A 16519-nucleotide genomic window follows, 5' to 3' on the forward strand; every position below is an offset into this window, starting at 1 on the left:
GCGCGCATCCCGCGCCGCGCCGCAGACTTGTCAGGACTCCGGCTTTGCTGTTCAACTGCGTCGCAAAACGAGAATGATCGAGCATGACCACCCAAGCCCAGACCCCGACGCCGCCGAGCGCCGCGCTTTCTCTCGTGGCGGCTGGCGATCTTTGCGCGGGCTGTGGGCTCTGCGCCGGACTTGCGCCCGAGGCGGTGACGATGGCGGTCGATGCGCGCGGGTTCCTGCGGCCAGTGCAGCGCGGCCCGATCCCGGCCGCGCAGGAGGCTGCGATCGCGGCGAGCTGTCCGGGGCTCGGTCAAAGCGCGCGGCCCGCGAAGCCGGGGCAGGAGGTGCTCTGGGGGCCGTTCGAGCGAATGAAGACCGGCTTTTCCACTGATCCCGCCTTGCGTCATGCGGGAGCCTCGGGTGGGGCGCTCTCGGCACTCGCAGCACATCTTCTGGAGACGGGGCGGGTCGATGCGGTTGTGCAGATCGAAGCCGATCCAGCGAACCCGACCGGCAATCGGACACGGATCAGTACGGCACGTGCTCACATCCTCGCCTCGGCGGGCTCACGCTATGCGCCCTCCGCGCCACTTGCTGGGCTTGCGGCGTTGCGCGCATCGGGGCGGCGTCACGCGTTCATCGGCAAGCCCTGCGATGCGGCGGCGCTGCGCGCGGCTGCCGCGCGAGATCCGGCGATCGCTCATACCTTTCCGGTGATCCTGTCTTTCTTCTGTGCCGGCGTGCCAAGTGCGCGCGGGGCCGAAGAGCTTCTCGCCGCGATGGGGGCGGATGCCGATCGTCTCGAGAGCTTTCGCTATCGCGGCAATGGCTGGCCCGGTCGGGCCGTCGCCAAGCTGAATGACGGAACCGAGCGCGAGATGTCCTATCACGAGGCTTGGGGCGGGGTGCTCTCGGGTCATGTCCAGCATCGTTGCAAGATCTGCGCCGACGGCACGGGGGGCGCGGCTGATCTGGTTTTCGCAGATGCGTGGGAGGCGGATCCGCGTGGATATCCGATCTTTGACGAGGCGCCGGGGCAAAGCCTGATCGTGGCGCGCACGGCACTCGGGGTGGAGCTACTGTCTGAGGCGGAGGGGGCAGGTGCGCTTGAGACCCAACCTTTCGACGTGGCAGAGCTCGCTGCGATCCAGCCCGGGCAGCGCGAGAGGCGACGGGCGCTTTTCGCGCGCCTTGCAGCGCTGAAGCTGATGCTGCGGCCGGTGCCGCGTTACGAAGGGCTCAACCTGCGTGCCTGTGCGCGCCAGAACCCGCTTTCGCGGAACGCGCGCAATTTTCTGGGCACGCTGCGCCGTGCGTTGCGGAGGCAAGCATGAGACGCCCCCTGCGCATCTGCCTGATCTTTCATTCGACGCGCTCCGACAATCTGGGCGTCGGCGCGTTGACGGTCTCCGAGATCGCCTTGCTGCGCGATCTGGCCGCGAAGGCGGGCCGGGCGCTGGAGATCACCGTGCTCGACTGGAAGGACCGCCGCGCGCCCTATGTCGCGGGCGATGACCTGCGGTTGATTGAGGTCGATGGTGCTTTTCTGAAATCACCCAATGGCTTGCTGGCTGAAGTTAAGGCGGCGGATCTGGTGATCGACGTGGGCGGCGGGGACAGTTTCGCCGATATCTACGGGGCCAATCGCCTGCTCAAGATGTTCTGGATGAAATTCGCGAGCCATCTGGCGCGCACGCCATTGGTCGTCGCGCCGCAGACGGTCGGCCCGTTCTCAAAACGCTGGGCGCGCTGGCTGGCGGGGGCGACGCTGAAACGCTCGGCGCTGGTGGCGGTGCGCGATGAGCGCTCGCAGGTGGCGCTTGGCGAGCTGGGTTATCGCGGGCCTTCCGTTCTGGCCTCCGATCTCGCGTTGCGGCTGCCGTATGACGCCCCTCAGTCGCGGGACGATGGCCCGGTCCGTGTCGGTCTCAACGTCTCGGGGCTGCTGATGGCGGGGGGCTATCACGGGGGCAATGATTTCGGCATGACACTCGATTACCCGGCGCTGATGGCGCGCGCGATCGAGTGGTTCAAGGGGCAGGGGGCGGAGGTCCATCTCGTGCCCCATGTGATCGTCGCGGAAGGGCCGATGGTGATCGAGGATGATTACCGCGCCAGCGCCGCATTGGCCGAGGCGCATGGCGTGAGCTGCGCGCCCGCTTTCGCCAGCCCGTCAGAAGCAAAGAGCTATATCGCGGGAATGGATTTCTTCGCGGGCGCGCGGATGCATGCCTGCATCGCAGCGTTTTCCTCGGGCGTGCCGGTCGTGCCGCTCGCCTATAGCCGCAAGTTCGAGGGGCTGTTCGGCGCGCTGGGTTACGCCCATACGATCGATTGCACAAAGGCCGATGCGGATGCGGTGATGACCGCGTTGCAGGACGGATTCACCAATCGAGCGGCGCTTGCCCAAGAGGCGCGCGCGGCTTTGGCGCGCGGGCTGGACCGGCTTTCAGCCTATGACGCGGCGCTGTTGCAGTTGATGGAGGCGCTGTGATGGTCGAGGCCGCTGTCATCATCCCGCATTACAACGATGTCGAGCGGCTGATCCGCTGTCTCGACACGCTCGCGCCGCAGCTTGATGCGCGCTGCGAATTGCTGGTGGTGGACAATAATTCCACCGTCGATCTGGCGCCGATCCGCGCCGCTTACCCCGATCTGCGGATCGTAACCGAGGCGAAGAAAGGCGCGGCCGAGGCGCGCAATCGCGGTGTGGCCGAGACAAAAGCGCCGCGGCTTTTCTTCATCGACAGCGATTGCGTGGCCGATCCCGACTGGATCGCGACGGCCTTTGCCGTGGCCGAGAGGGGCGATCTTGTCGGCGGGCATGTCTTCGTCTTCGACGAGACCCCGCCGCCGCGCTCGGGCGCGGAAGCCTTCGAGACCATCTTCGCCTTCGATTTCCGCCGCTATATCGAGGAGAAGGGGTTTTCCGGCACGGGTAATCTCGTGACCCGTCGCGACGTCTTCGAGGCGACGGGGCCGTTCATCGCGGGGCTGTCGGAGGATCTCGACTGGTGCCGCCGCGCGACCGCGAAAGGGTATCGCCTCGTCTATGCGGAAGAGCTGCGCGTGGGTCATCCCTCTCGGCAGGACTGGGCGGCGCTGAGCCGCAAGTGGCGGCGGCTGACCGAGGAGGGCTTTGGCGTGAACGGCTCGGGCGCCATGGACCGGCTGCGTTGGGCGGGCAAGGCGCTCCTGATGCCGGTCTCGATCCTCGCCCATATCCCCAAGGTGCTGCGTCACCCGGGACTGAACGGCGTGGGCGAGCGGATGCGGGCGATGGGGACGCTGGCTCGGTTGCGGCTTGCGCGGATGGGCTGGATGTTGCGTCAGGCGCTCTTCGGCAAGCTCTAGCGGCGCGAGGGCCACAATCGGACCGCCTCTGCCCTCGGAGCGTGAAAATCCTTGCCCGAACGAACGCCCGCGCCCTATTTTTGACGTAAGACAAGGTTAGAGCGGCGTTAACAAAGTCGCCAAGACAGGCAGGAAGCGATGGAGCAGATCGCGACAGAACAAGGGCATCTTGCCCGTGCCTTTCGGCGCGGGCTGCTGGGCTGTGCGCTCGCTTTGGTGCTCGCGGGTCCGGTTTTCGCCAAGGATTGGAAAGTCGGGTCACCGCAGGAGCTGACGGAAGCCCTCTCGCGTATCGCTGCGGGAGATGTGGTTGAAATCGCGCCGGGAAATTATCCTGCGCTGACGCTCTACAAGAAGGCAGGCGAGCCCGAGGCACCGATCGTGATCCGTTCCGCCGATCCGGAAAAACCAGCCCGGATCGAGACCATGGATCTACGCGAGGTGAGTCATCTCGTGCTCGAAAATCTCACCTTCGATTACACCTATACCCCAGGCGATGCCGCCAATACGCGCCCTTTCCAGGTCTTCACCACGCGGGATTTGCAGATCCTCGACAGTCTCTTCGATGGCGATGTGGCGCCGCCCGATCCTGTCCAGCCCGAGCTTGGCCCCTTGCCGACTGGCTTCGGGTTGGCGCTGCGCTCCTCGACCGAGATAACACTTTCGCGCAACGAGTTTCGGGGGTTCTATCGCGGAGCGATTATCACCGACTGCACCGATCTGACGCTCGAGGATAACGACATCCACGCGATGCGGATGGACGGGCTCAATTTCGCGCAGGTCGAACGAGTGCGGATTGTCGGCAATCATATCCACGATTTCCTGCGTGCGATCGACACCGGCGATCATGCCGACATGATCCAGTTCTGGACCGCCGGAACAGAGCGCCCGAGCCGCGATATCGTGATTGCGGGCAATGTGCTGAATTCGGGATTGGGCGGGTTTACCCAGTCGATCCTGATGCGCAACGAACTCGTCGATCGCGGCGAGGCGGGCGAGGAGATGTTCTTTCGCAACGTCGAGATCCGCGACAACGTGATCGTCAATGCGCATCTGCACGGGATTACGGTGGGGCAGGCCGATGGCGTTAAGGTCGAAAACAACACGCTGATCCACAACGTTTTTTCCGAAGGTGAGACGCGCGATCCGGTGCTCTGGATTCCGCAGATACGGGTGGCAAAGACGTCGCGCGACGTGACGATCGCGCGCAATGCGGTCAGCGAGATCGCCGGGCCGGTCGGACAGGCCGACTGGCGCGTGAGCGGCAATCTCCTGATTCAGGATACGACGCCGGGGCGGGCGGATTTCTACGATGCACTCTTCGTGGCAGCGCGAACCGGTCTGCCTGACGACCTGACCAATTTCTCCTATCTGCCCGGCGGTGCTCTGGCCGGCTCTGGCGTGGGCGCGCCGATGCTTGATACGCTCGATCGAACGCATGGCTTCCAGCCGGTGATGCGCTTCGATCGCGCGCCCGAGGGCGGGCTCGACATGCTCTTTGACGCGCGCAAGACGCTATTGCCCGACGGCGTGAACCCCGAAGAGGTGCGCTATGACTGGACGATTGCGCAAACCGGAAAGATCGAGGGCGCGGACGTGCCGCTGCGCTTTGCCGAGCCCGGGATCTACAATGTCGCGCTGAAGGTGACGCTGCCCGACGGTCGCGCGGCCTCAAGCTCGGGCCGTATCGCGGTCATCGACGAGCGTGTCGTCAGCTATGATCCGCAACTCGGCCGGATCATCTCGCATGTGGGCGCCGAGCCCGAGGCGCTCGACACCTTGCCTCTCAGTCCCGGTGCGATCGAGTTCGGTCGCGGCGATGGGGCGTTGGAAATTCCGCCCGGCATGATCGCTCCCTTCTTCGGGGCCGACCGTTTCAACCTCCATTTGCGGCTTCGGGCGATGGGGGATTACAAATCCGCGGGCGAGCTCCTGCGCGTGCATCAGTCGCTTTTCGTGAAGGCCACGGGGCGAGGCAGTTTCACCGTGGATTTCCGGCCCGAGACTGGACAGCGCCTGTTCTTGCGCACCAAGGCGATCGCGCTCTTCGACGGGGAGTGGCACGACATCACGTTGCGCTATTCCTCGCGCGACAAGCTCTTCGAGGTGCTTGCGGGCGACGAGGTGATCGGAAAGGGCACTGTCTCGGGGCGGGTGCGCAAGATGGAATATTGGGGGCTGGCCTTCGGCAATCCTTTCGGCAACAAGGACAGCTTCCATGGCGAGCTCTCGGCGATCGATCTTGACGCGAGCGGCCCCACGGTGACCGGAGCGATGCGGTGATGCGGGCCGGCGCCCTGGGGCGCGAGGCCTATGGCGCCGCTCGATACGGTTCGCTGGCCGGGGCTCTTCCCGACGCAGCACTGGCAAAGACGAAATTGCCTTTGCCCGTCTTCATCTTCCTGTTGGCGATCCTGTTTCCTTTCAAGTTCAACCTCGGCTCGCTCGCGCTGACCGGTCCGCGTCTCGTCCTGATGGTGATGACGGTGCCGCTTTTCATCCGTCTTTTCACCGGACGCTACGGGCGTATCTTGCCGGTCGACTGGCTTTTCCTGTTTCACACGATCTGGCTGTCGATCGCCCTCGCGGTAAACAATCCGGACCGGGTGATCCAGCAAGCGGGCTCGGTCGGGATCGAGTTCTTCGGCGGGTATCTCATGGGGCGCGCCTTCATTCGCACCCGCGAGGATTTCGCGGCGCTCGGCCGCGTTCTGATCTGGTCGGTCCTGTTGATGACGGTGTTTTCGCTATATGAGACGAAAACCGGCACCACCTTGATCCCGACCCTGATCGACAAGATCCCCGGCATGGGAACGATCACGATCAACTATCAAGATCCCCGTATGGGACTTGAGCGCGTGCAGGGGCCCTTCGCGCATCCAATTCATTTCGGGCTTTATTGTTCGGTGGTTTTCGCCTTCGCCTTCGTCGCCTTCGACGGGATCAAGTCGCTGTCGTGGCGGATCGTGGCGAGCGGGCTTATCCTGCTCAACGGTTTTCTCGCCCTGTCTTCGGGCGCGCTGCTCTCGCTTCTTTTGCAGATCGGACTGATCGGCTGGTACATCGCGCTGCGACGTCTGGAGTGGCGCTGGTGGCTTCTGGTCGGGTTGGTGAGCCTCGCTTACGTGACGGTGGATCTGATCTCGAACCGCTCGGCGATCATGGTTTTCCTGAGTTATGCGACCTTCTCGGCCCATACCGCCTACTGGCGCACCATCATCTTCGAATGGGGCCTCAAGAATGTCTGGGCGAACCCGATCTTCGGCATCGGTCTCAACGACTGGGTGCGGCCCTGGTACATGTATTCGGGGAGCATGGACAATTTCTGGCTGGTGATGGCGGTCCGTTACGGAATTCCGGGGTTCCTGCTGGTAACGGCAGGGTATCTCTGGGGGCTCTTCAAGGTCATGTTCCGCGATTTCAGTGGCGACGTTAGGATGCAGAACTTCCGCAGGTCCTGGGTCTTCACCTTCGCGGGCATGACCTTCACGCTTTGCACCGTCTATGTCTGGGAATCGATATACGCCTTCACTTTCTTCCTTTTCGGTGCGGGCATGTGGATGCTGACGGAAGAGGTGAAGAATCGCTCCACCGACGACCGCAGCGAGACTGACGCTTCAGCGAATGGAGAAGACGCCGTGGGGCGCAGGTCCGGGCAGCGCAGCGCAGCCTATACGCGCTTTGCCCAGACGCATCGCCGCACCCCCCGCTAACGCCCGATCTTGGCCCGCGCGTCCGGGCTGAGCGCCGCCAGAACGTCCGCAGGCGGGGCCATCCCGAAGAAGCCGCGCAGCAGCGCTCCGGCTTCTGGCCGATGGCCCTTGGCGCCGAGTTGCGCGGCCTTCGCGAGCGACCAGAGCGCGCCGCCGATCAGCCCTTTGGGGAAGTGGCGGCGCAGGAACATCGCCCGGGCGCGGTGCTTGAAATATTGAGAGAAGGGCGAGGCGACCGAGCCCATCCGCTGCGAGCCGATCGCGGTGCCCGCGACATGCCGCACGACCGCGCCTTCACAAAAGGAAATCGGCAGGTCGCCCCGGCGCAACGCCCAGTCGACCTCTTCGTAGTAAAGGAAATAGTCCTCGGTCATCGGCCCCGCGCGCTCGACAAAGGCGCGGGTGGCGACAAGGCTCGCCCCGGTCACGAAATCGATCCGCGATGGGTCGGGGGTAGGGGAACTCGCAGGAGCGAACTGATTGAGGTTATGGGTGATCCCGGTGCGCCGGTCGATCACCCCGCCATCGATCTGAATCTTCTCCGGATCGTCGCCATAAACCACCCGATGTGCGATCATCGCCGCCCCGCGCGACCCCGGATCGTGGGTTGCGAGCAGATAAGGCGTCTCGGGAGGCACCACGCAATCGGGATTGAGCAGCCAGAAGCGCTCAAGGCCCGGATTTGCCGCCAGCCGGGCCAGTCCGAGGTTGACGCCCGCCGCGAACCCGCCATTGGTTCCGGCCTCGATCAGCGCAATCCCTTCCTGACCCGCCTCCGCCGCTCCCATCAGATCGGGAACCGCGGCACGGATCACATCGACCGTGTCATCGGGCGAGGCATTGTCGACCACGACCACATGCAGCGCGACACCCGTCGCCGCGCGCAGCGAGGCAAGGCACGCCCCGATCACATCGGCAGAGCGATAGGTGACGATGATGACGCCAAGCGCGGGACGGTCCGAGGCCATGATCGGGCCGCTCAGACCCCGCGCGAGAGGGCCGCGACGCCGGTGCGGGCGACCTCGGCCAGACCCAGCGGGCGCATCAGATCGGCGAAAGCGTCGATCTTCTCGGGCGTGCCGGTGATCTCGAAGACGAAGCTCTCCAGCGTCGAGTCGACCACATTGGCGCGGAAGATCTCTGCCAGGCGCAGCGCCTCGATACGCTTGTCGCCCGTGCCCGAAACCTTGATCAGCGCCAGTTCGCGCTCGACCGGCGAGCCCTCGACGGTCAGGTCCTTCACCTCGTGCACGGGCACGATCCGCCCGAGCTGCGCCTTGATCTGGTCGATCACGCTCTCGGTGCCGCGGGTGACGACGGTGATCCGGCTCTTGTGACCCTTGTGATCGACCTCGGCCACGGTGAGGCTGTCGATATTGTAGCCGCGCCCCGAGAACAGTCCGATCACGCGGGCCAGAACGCCCGCCTCGTTATCGACGATCACGGCGAGCGTATGCGAGCTCTCGATCTGGCTGTGGCTGTCGCGCAGGTCGTAGGCGGAGTGGCTCGAGGAGCCTTTCTTGATCTTCAGAGCGGCCATTGCCTCTCTCCTTTACGTTGTTCGGACCCGATCTTCGAATTGGTCCAAATATCCCGGGGGTCCGGGGGCAGCGCCCCCGGCCGCGATCACACCAGCGTCGCACCTTCCTTGAAGGCATCGGCATCGGCGGCCAGCAGCATCTCGTTATGCGGCTTGCCGCTCGGGATCATCGGGAAGCAGTTCTCGTGCTTCTCGACGAGGCAGTCGAACAGCACCGGCCCGTCGTAATTGATCATCTCCATGATCGCATCGTCGAGCTCGGCGGGGTCGGAGACCTGGATCCCCTTCCAGCCGAAGCTTTCGGCGAGCTTCACGAAATCGGGCAGGCTTTCAGACCAGCTCTGCGAGTAGCGTTCTCCATGCAGCAGCTCCTGCCACTGGCGGACCATGCCGAGGCGCTCGTTATTGAGAATGAACTGCTTTACGGGCGTGCGGAACTGCGAAGCGGTGCCCATTTCCTGCATGTTCATCAGCCAGCTCGCTTCGCCCGCCACGTTGATCACGAGCGCGTCGGGATGGGCAATCTGCACGCCGATCGAGGCGGGGAAGCCGTAGCCCATCGTGCCGAGGCCGCCCGAGGTCATCCAGCGGTTCGGATCCTCGAAGCCGAGGAACTGCGCGGCCCACATCTGGTGCTGGCCGACCTCGGTCGTGATGTAGCGATCCATGCCCTTGGTGAGCTCTTCGAGGCGCTGCAACGCATATTGCGGTTTGATCGTCTTTTCCGAGTTGGTGTAGGCGAGGCAATTCACCGCGCGCCACTCGTCGATCTTCTTCCACCATTTCTCGAGCCCGGCCTTGTTGACCTTGCGCCCGCGCGCTTTCCAGACCTTGAGCACATCTTCGAGCACATGGCCGATATCGCCGAGGATCGGCAGTTCGACCGGGATGATCTTGTTGATCGAGGAGGCATCGATATCGACGTGCACCTTGGTCGAGCGCGGCGAGAAATCGGGGATGCGCCCGGTGATCCGGTCGTCGAAGCGCGCGCCGAGGTTGATCATCAGGTCGCAGCCATGCATCGCGAGGTTGGCCTCGTAGAGCCCGTGCATCCCCAGCATGCCGAGCCACGACTTGCCCGAGGCGGGGTAGGCGCCCAGACCCATCAGCGTCGAGGTGATCGGGAAGCCGGTCGCGTCCACGAGTTCACGCAGCAACTGGCTTGCGGCGGGGCCCGAGTTGATCACGCCGCCGCCGGTATAGAAGACCGGGCGCTCGGCCTGTTCGATCAGCTCGACGAGCTGGGTGATCGCCTCGAGATCGCCCTTCACCTGCGGCTGGTAATTGTCGGTGCGCGCGGCCTTCGGCGGGGTATAGGTGCCGGTCGCGAATTGCACATCCTTGGGCATGTCGATCAGCACCGGGCCGGGACGGCCCGAGGTGGCGACGTGGAAGGCCTGATGGATCGTCTCCGAGAGCTTGTCGGTATCCTTCACCAGCCAGTTATGCTTGGTGCAGGGGCGGGTGATGCCCACGGTGTCGGCCTCCTGGAACCCGTCGGTGCCCACCATGAAGGTCGGGACCTGGCCGGTGAACACCACGAGAGGGATCGAGTCCATCAGCGCGTCGGTCAGGCCGGTCACCGCATTGGTCGCGCCCGGGCCCGAGGTCACCAGCACCACGCCGGGTTTGCCCGTCGAGCGCGCATAGCCCTCGGCCATGTGGACGGCGGCCTGCTCGTGGCGGACGAGGATGTGATGAATGTCGTTCTGTTGGAAAATCTCGTCGTAGATCGGAAGAACCGCGCCGCCGGGATAGCCGAAGATCGTATCGACCCCCTGATCCTTCAGCGCCTGCACCACCATCTTCGCGCCGGTCATCTGCCGTGCCATATGCTCACTCCATATTCCCGCCAACGGGTCCAGCCCCGTCTGTCGTCGCCGCATCGTCCTGTCAAGAAAAAGCCCCCGGCTTTGAGGCGGGGGCGCATGGGAACCTTCATGGTCAAACCGTTACCGGCCCATGCGCTTGGCTCCTACGATGACAAGAAGAATCGCATTCATCGCGAATTCCTTTTTCGATGCTTCGCGCGGACATTATGAGCGCTCGGAGGGGGCGTCAATGCCCAAAGCCTGAATAAAGTGTCGCGGGTGGCCAAATTTTTTCCCGAAAATTGCGCAAGCTGCGATTGCCGTCGCAACTTTGCGAAATTCACGGTGGTCCCGTCGCGGGGAATTGAGCATCGCGTGACGCAGGGTGAGGCGAAATGGGCCTGAAATTCGATCGCGTTGGGGTGGGAGCCGTCGGAGGTGGTCAAGTGATTATACCAGATTGCCCTTAATTGCTTGACCTTTCTTGTCCGCTCGGTCAATCACGGGAGCAATGGCCCTGAGGCGGGGCAAGAAACTAGGGAGGAAGTGAGATGGGCGCTTTGCTGGCCCTTTCACGACTGATCGACACCATCAACGAAAGAGTGGGCAAGGCAGTTGCCTGGCTGATCCTCGTGTCGATCCTCGTGAGTGCGACCAACGCCATCGTTCGCAAGTTGTTCGACATGTCGTCGAATGCCTGGCTGGAACTGCAATGGTATCTCTTCGGCGCGGCGTTTCTCGGAGCGGCGGCCTATACGCTCAAGCAGAACGAGCATATCCGGATCGACATCGTCTATGGCGCCTTCTCGCGCCGGGTGCAGCATTGGATCGACCTTCTCGGCCACATCTTCTTCCTGATGCCCTTCGTCATCCTGATGCTGTTCAAGCTGACGCCCTTCGTGATGCTGTCGCTGCGCTCGGGCGAGATGTCCACGAACTCGGGCGGCCTGATCCTGTGGCCGGCGAAGATGCTCCTGCTGATCGGCTTCTGGCAGCTCTTCTTCCAGGGCGTGTCCGAGATCATCAAGAAGATCGCGGTGATGCGCGGCCTGATCGAGGATCCCCATGCCGACAGCGCGGGGCATCACGGTCATGATCCGATCGCCGAAGAGGAGGGCCTTTGATGCTTGAGCTTATCGCGCAGAACATGGCCCCGATCATGTTCGTCTCGCTGATCGTCTTCCTGCTGATCGGCTATCCGGCGGCCTTCGCGCTCGCCGCCAACGGTCTTTTGTTCTTCGTCATCGGCGTCGAGCTTTCGGGCTACTCGGGTGGCTCGATCAACCTCAGCTGGCCATTGCTGAACGCGATGCCGGAACGCTTCTGGGGGGTCTTGAGTAACGAGACACTCCTGGCCATTCCATTCTTCACATTCATGGGGATCGTGCTGGAGAAATCCGGCATGGCCGAGGACCTTCTCGACACGATCGGCCAGCTCTTCGGCCCGGTGCGCGGCGGTCTGGCCTATGCGGTGATCATCGTGGGCGCGCTTCTGGCCGCCACCACGGGCGTCGTCGCGGCCTCGGTGATCGCGATGGGTCTGATCTCGCTGCCGATCATGCTGCGTTACGGCTATGACCGGAAGGTGGCGACCGGCGTCATCGCGGCGTCAGGCACGCTCGCGCAGATCATCCCGCCCTCGCTCGTCCTGATCGTTCTGGCCGACCAGCTCGGCCGCTCGGTGGGCGATATGTACAAGGGCGCGCTGATCCCGGGTCTGGTGCTGACCGGCATCTACCTTGGTTACGTGCTGGTGATGTCGATCATCAAACCGCACTCGATGCCCGCGCTGCCGAAAGAGGCGCGCACGCTGGGTTCTGGCGTGATGTCGCTGATCGTGGCGCTTGCGGGCGCCGTGGCCATCTACATCTTCGCCGAGAAGTATTTCGAGGCGAGCGGGTCGAGCGTCAACAACGCCGAGATCATCGCGGCAGGCGTGGCGGTGATCGCGATCTATGTCGTGGCACTGCTCGACAAGGGGCTGAAGACCAACCTGATGAGCCGTCTGGCGCAGCAGGTGGTCATCGTGCTGATCCCGCCGCTGGCGCTGATCTTCCTCGTGCTTGGCACGATCTTCCTCGGCGTGGCGACGCCGACCGAAGGTGGTGCGATGGGCGCGGTGGGTGCGCTCGTGCTCTCGGCAGTGAAGAAACGCCTGTCCTATCAGGTGGTGCGCGACGCGCTGGCCGCGACGACCCGTCTGTCGGCCTTCGTGCTCTTCATCCTGCTGGGGGCGCGGGTTTTCTCGCTCACCTTCTACGGCGTGAACGGGCAGATCTGGGTCGAGCACCTGCTGACCTCGCTTCCGGGCGGCCAGCTGGGCTTCCTGATCGTGGTCTCGCTGCTGGTGTTCTTCCTGGCCTTCTTCCTCGATTTCTTCGAACTGGCCTTCATCATCGTGCCGCTTCTGGCGCCCGCCGCCGAGAAGCTGGGGATCGACCTGATCTGGTTCGGCGTCATCCTGGGCGTGAACATGCAGACCTCGTTCATGCACCCACCCTTCGGCTTCGCGCTATTCTACCTGCGCTCGGTCGCGGCCAAGGTGCCCTATATCGACAAGGTCACCGGCAAGAAGATGGAGCCTGTGAAGACCTCGCAGATCTACTGGGGCGCCATTCCCTTCGTGTTCATCCAGATCGCGATGATCGCCATCGTGATCGCCTTCCCGGGCATGGTGATGCACTACAAGGGCAAGGTCGTGGATCCTTCCACGGTCGAGATCAAGCTGCCGACCATGCCGGGTCTGGATGGTGGCGGTCTTCCCGGGTTCGGTGGCTTGCCGCCGCTCGGTGCGCCGGGTGGAGCGCCCGCTCCGGGTGCGCCCGCACCGGGCGGCTTGCCGCCGCTGCCGACGCCGGGTGGCAACTAAGAGATCAAGCGGCGGCCCTGCGGGGCCGCCCTTTTCTTGTAACTGGAGAGACTGAGATGCGGATCGTTCGATACTTTCTCGTGGGGGCCGTGCTGGCAGGGCTGGCGGCGTGCGGAGACACCACGGAGCAGCGCGCGGCGACGGGCGGTGTGGGTGGCCTGGTCGTGGCGGGGCCCGTGGGCGCGGTCGTCGGGGCCGGGCTTGGCGTCGTCACCAAGACCAACTGACCCCTGAGCCGGGGAACCGGGAGAGGGGATCGCGCGTCTTCCTGATGGCTGGCCGCCTTCGCGGCTGATTGACCGGAAAGGAAAATGAGATGCGTAGTCTAGCACTTTTGATGGCGATGGGCCTCGTGGGCACGCTTGCGGCCTGTGGCGATACCGTGACCGAACGCGCCGCGACCGGTGGCGTGGGCGGGCTTGTCGTGGCGGGTCCCGTGGGTGCGGTGGCCGGGGCAACCGCCGGGGCTGTCACGACGCAGTAACGCGAGGGGCGGTGCGCTGATGTAGGGTCTTCCTGCGCCCCCGACCAAGGCCCCACGGCAGAAACGAAGAAGGCCCCGGAGTGATCCGGGGCCTTCTCGTTGTCTCAGGGGCGCTCTCAGAGCTTGAGGTTGCCCGCCGCCTGCTGGCGCATCATGAAGTAGTCGAAGTTGAACTCCGACAGCTGCCACCAGCCATACGCGTCATTGCGGAAGGCGAAGATGTGGTCATGCACCTTCTTGAACCCGGCATTCGAGGCGCCGATCTCGGCATAGACTTCCTGCGCGGCCTTGAAGCAGGCGTCGAGGATGTCCTGCGAGAACGGACGCAGCTGCGTGCCCTGCGCGAGAAGCGTCTTGAGTGCGGTCGGGTTTTTCGCGTCATAGGACGCCATCATGTCCGAGTTGGCCGCCTGGGTCGCCGCCTGCAGCGCGACCTTGTAGGCCTCGGGCAGTTGGTCATAGGCGTTCTTGTTGAACATGGCGTGCAGGCAAGCGCCGCCTTCCCACCAGCCCGGGTAGTAGTAGTAGGGCGCGACCTTGTAGAAGCCGAGCTTCTCGTCATCGTAGGGGCCGACCCACTCGGTGGCGTCGATTGTCCCCTTCTCGAGCGACGGGTAGATGTCGCCGCCGGCGATCTGCTGCGGCACGACGCCGAGCTTTTCCATGACCTTGCCGCCGAAGCCGCCGATGCGCATTTTCACGCCCTTGAGGTCTTCCACGGTGTTGATTTCCTTGCGGAACCAACCGCCCATCTGGGCGCCGGTGTTGCCGCACGGGAAAGCGGTGATGCCGTAGTTCGCGTAGAACTCGTTCATCAGATCATTGCCGCCGCCATAGTAGAACCAGGCGTTCTGCATGCGCGCGTTGAGGCCGAAGGGCACAGCGGTCGCGAAAGCGAAGGTCGGATCCTTGCCCCAGTAGTAGTAGGATGCGGTGTGGCAAGCCTCGACGGTGCCGTTGGAAACCGAGTCCATGGCTTGCAAGCCCGGGACGATCTCGCCAGCCGCGAAGACCTGAATGTTGAATTTGCCGTCCGTCATTCCCTTGACGTAATTCGCCATCGTCTCGGCCGCGCCGTAGATCGTGTCGAGCGATTTGGGGAAGGACGAGGTCATGCGCCAGGTCACGGTCGGGGTTTCTTGCGCAATGGCCGGTGCGGCAAGCGCACTGCCCGCAGCCGCGGCAGCCCCGCCAAGTGCGCCTTTGCGCAGGAAAGAGCGACGATCCATATGGTATTCCTCCCGGTTTTGGTTCTCGTCTTGACAGGTTCCGCCCGCTCCTAGCCCGAAGGCTCCCTCCGCGGGCGTCCATGGCGGTCACTTTACTTGACCGATTGCACCTGTAAACCGGCCTTTTCCGGCTTTTCCCGGTTTTTGGTCAAATCCTCGCGTGCCGAGCCTGCGGCATAAGGTTTCGCACACACATTTCGAATGGTCAGAAAAAAGCCCCGGCGCATCGCTGCGCCGGGGCCGGATCATTGGATTGACCAGTCGAGGCGACCGGTCAGGCCGGGACGGTCAGAGCTTGCCCTGGTTCGCCTGGCTCATCATGAAGTAATCGTAGTTGAACTCGGCCAGCTGTTCCCAGGTGAACCAGTCCTTGCGGAAGTCCTTGATGGCCCCCCAGATCTTCGCGAACTCGGCGTTGTTGGCCTCCATTTCCGCATAGACCTCGTTGGCTGCGGTGAAGCAGGCCTGCATGATCTCGGGCGAGAAGGCACGCAGCTGGGTGCCGTTGGCCACCAGCGTCTTCAGCGCTGCCGGGTTCTTCATGTCATACTTCTGGAGCATGTCCGAGTCAGCCGCCTGCGCCGCGGTGTGCAGCAGCGCCTGGTATTGCTTGGGCAAACCTTCCAGCTTCTCTTTCGAGAAGAAGAAGTGGACCGTCGGGCCACCTTCCCACCAGCCGGGGTAGTAGTAGTAGGGCGCAACCTTGTAGAAGCCGAGCTTCTCGTCATCATAGGGGCCGACCCATTCGGTCGCGTCGATGGTGCCTTTTTCCAGCGCCGGGTAGATGTCGCCGCCGGCGATCTGCTGCGGCACGAGGCCGAGCTTTTCCATCACCTTGCCCGCGAAGCCGCCGACACGCATCTTCAGACCCTTGAGATCTTCGACCGAGTTGATCTCCTTGCGGAACCAGCCACCCATCTGCGCGCCGGTATTGCCGCCCGGAAGGCCGTAGAGGCCCTGCTTGCCCAGGAACTCGTTATAAAGCTCGATGCCGCCGCCGTGATAGTGCCAGGCATTCATGCCGCGTGCGTTGAGCGAGAAGGGCACCGCCGCGCCGAGCGCCCAGGTCGGGTCTTTGCCCCAGAAGTAGTAGCCCACGGTGTGACAGGCCTCGACGGTGCCATTCATCACGGCATCGGCGACCTGCAGGCCGGGGACGATCTCGCCCGCGGAGAAGACCTGGATCTTGAAATTGCCGTCCGAGGCTTCTTCGACCATCTTCGAGAGCACTTCCGCGCCGCCATAGATCGTGTCGAGCGATTTGGGGAAGGACGAGGCGAGGCGCCAGGTGATCTGAGGGTTGCTCTGTGCGATCGCGGGCGCAGCCAAGGTGCTCGCAGCCGCACCACCCAGCGCAGCTTTCGTCAGAAAGGAACGACGGTCCATGATGGATCCTCCCATGTTTGCTTCGAGATGCGGGGAGCATTGTCCCCGCCGCCCGCGCATCCTCCAATGATATCGCGGGCCTGTGGGGACCGTTTCACCACAGACCGAAACTGTCCAGTGATGGCGCGTGCTCAAACGCTTACGA

At 63.7% G+C, this 16519-nt stretch carries 14 protein-coding genes; 9 read left to right on the forward strand and 5 right to left on the reverse strand.

The window, feature by feature from the left end; translation table 11 throughout:
• Positions 1-83: 83 nt before the first annotated feature.
• The 5 genes from BMG00_RS15325 to BMG00_RS15345 all read left to right on the forward strand — a co-directional run bounded on the left by BMG00_RS15325 (position 84) and on the right by BMG00_RS15345 (position 7055).
• The gene (locus tag BMG00_RS15325) at positions 84-1322 is read left to right on the forward strand and encodes a Coenzyme F420 hydrogenase/dehydrogenase, beta subunit C-terminal domain (RefSeq protein ID WP_078530006.1); all 1239 of its coding nucleotides are present in this window, start codon (positions 84-86) and stop codon (positions 1320-1322) included.
• Complete coding sequence (locus BMG00_RS15330) at positions 1319-2482, forward strand: polysaccharide pyruvyl transferase family protein (RefSeq protein WP_078574943.1); 1164 nt, start codon at positions 1319-1321, stop codon at positions 2480-2482. Before BMG00_RS15325 ends, BMG00_RS15330 begins: the two co-directional genes overlap by 4 nt.
• A complete protein-coding gene (locus BMG00_RS15335) occupies positions 2482-3342 on the forward strand; it encodes a glycosyltransferase family 2 protein (protein WP_078574944.1) in 861 nt (286 codons plus the stop codon). Before BMG00_RS15330 ends, BMG00_RS15335 begins: the two co-directional genes overlap by 1 nt.
• A gap of 138 nt (positions 3343-3480) precedes the next feature.
• Positions 3481-5625 (forward strand): right-handed parallel beta-helix repeat-containing protein, encoded by a 2145-nt coding sequence (locus BMG00_RS15340; RefSeq protein WP_078574945.1) that lies wholly within the window; start codon positions 3481-3483, stop codon positions 5623-5625.
• Positions 5625-7055: an O-antigen ligase family protein gene (locus BMG00_RS15345; RefSeq protein ID WP_078574946.1), complete on the forward strand. Its 1431-nt coding sequence runs from the start codon at positions 5625-5627 to the stop codon at positions 7053-7055. The genes BMG00_RS15340 and BMG00_RS15345 overlap by 1 nt, the downstream gene beginning before the upstream one ends.
• Here BMG00_RS15345 and BMG00_RS15350 read toward each other — a convergent pair.
• The 3 genes from BMG00_RS15350 to BMG00_RS15360 form a co-directional block, all read right to left on the reverse strand.
• Positions 7052-8023, reverse strand: coding sequence for a glycosyltransferase family 2 protein (locus BMG00_RS15350; protein WP_078574947.1), 972 nt, complete (start codon positions 8021-8023; stop codon positions 7052-7054). The genes BMG00_RS15345 and BMG00_RS15350 overlap by 4 nt on opposite strands.
• 11 nt (positions 8024-8034) lie before the next feature.
• Positions 8035-8595 carry an acetolactate synthase small subunit gene (gene ilvN, locus BMG00_RS15355; RefSeq protein ID WP_038079091.1) on the reverse strand — a complete coding sequence of 187 codons (561 nt, stop codon included), beginning with the start codon at positions 8593-8595 and terminating at the stop codon, positions 8035-8037.
• A gap of 86 nt (positions 8596-8681) precedes the next feature.
• On the reverse strand, positions 8682-10427 hold the full coding sequence (locus tag BMG00_RS15360; RefSeq protein WP_078574948.1) for an acetolactate synthase 3 large subunit: 1746 nt from the start codon (positions 10425-10427) through the stop codon (positions 8682-8684).
• Positions 10428-10957: 530 nt separating this feature from the next.
• Between BMG00_RS15360 and BMG00_RS15365 the strand changes: the two genes are divergently transcribed.
• From BMG00_RS15365 to BMG00_RS17730, 4 genes are all read left to right on the forward strand, one after another.
• Positions 10958-11530 carry a TRAP transporter small permease subunit gene (locus tag BMG00_RS15365; RefSeq protein WP_078574949.1) on the forward strand — a complete coding sequence of 191 codons (573 nt, stop codon included), beginning with the start codon at positions 10958-10960 and terminating at the stop codon, positions 11528-11530.
• Positions 11530-13275 (forward strand): TRAP transporter large permease, encoded by a 1746-nt coding sequence (locus BMG00_RS15370; RefSeq protein ID WP_078529998.1) that lies wholly within the window; start codon positions 11530-11532, stop codon positions 13273-13275. Before BMG00_RS15365 ends, BMG00_RS15370 begins: the two co-directional genes overlap by 1 nt.
• A gap of 56 nt (positions 13276-13331) precedes the next feature.
• Positions 13332-13502, forward strand: coding sequence for a hypothetical protein (locus BMG00_RS17725; RefSeq protein WP_169836825.1), 171 nt, complete (start codon positions 13332-13334; stop codon positions 13500-13502).
• A gap of 89 nt (positions 13503-13591) precedes the next feature.
• On the forward strand, positions 13592-13759 hold the full coding sequence (locus tag BMG00_RS17730; protein WP_093470165.1) for a hypothetical protein: 168 nt from the start codon (positions 13592-13594) through the stop codon (positions 13757-13759).
• Between the two features lie 116 nt (positions 13760-13875).
• Here BMG00_RS17730 and BMG00_RS15375 read toward each other — a convergent pair whose 3' ends face one another.
• Complete coding sequence (locus tag BMG00_RS15375; protein WP_078529997.1) at positions 13876-14988, reverse strand: TRAP transporter substrate-binding protein; 1113 nt, start codon at positions 14986-14988, stop codon at positions 13876-13878.
• A gap of 288 nt (positions 14989-15276) precedes the next feature.
• Positions 15277-16374: a TRAP transporter substrate-binding protein gene (locus BMG00_RS15380; protein WP_078529996.1), complete on the reverse strand. Its 1098-nt coding sequence runs from the start codon at positions 16372-16374 to the stop codon at positions 15277-15279.
• Positions 16375-16519: the final 145 nt, after the last annotated feature.

The sequence above is a fragment of the Thioclava marina genome, from assembly GCF_002020135.1.
Classification (GTDB): domain Bacteria; phylum Pseudomonadota; class Alphaproteobacteria; order Rhodobacterales; family Rhodobacteraceae; genus Thioclava; species Thioclava marina.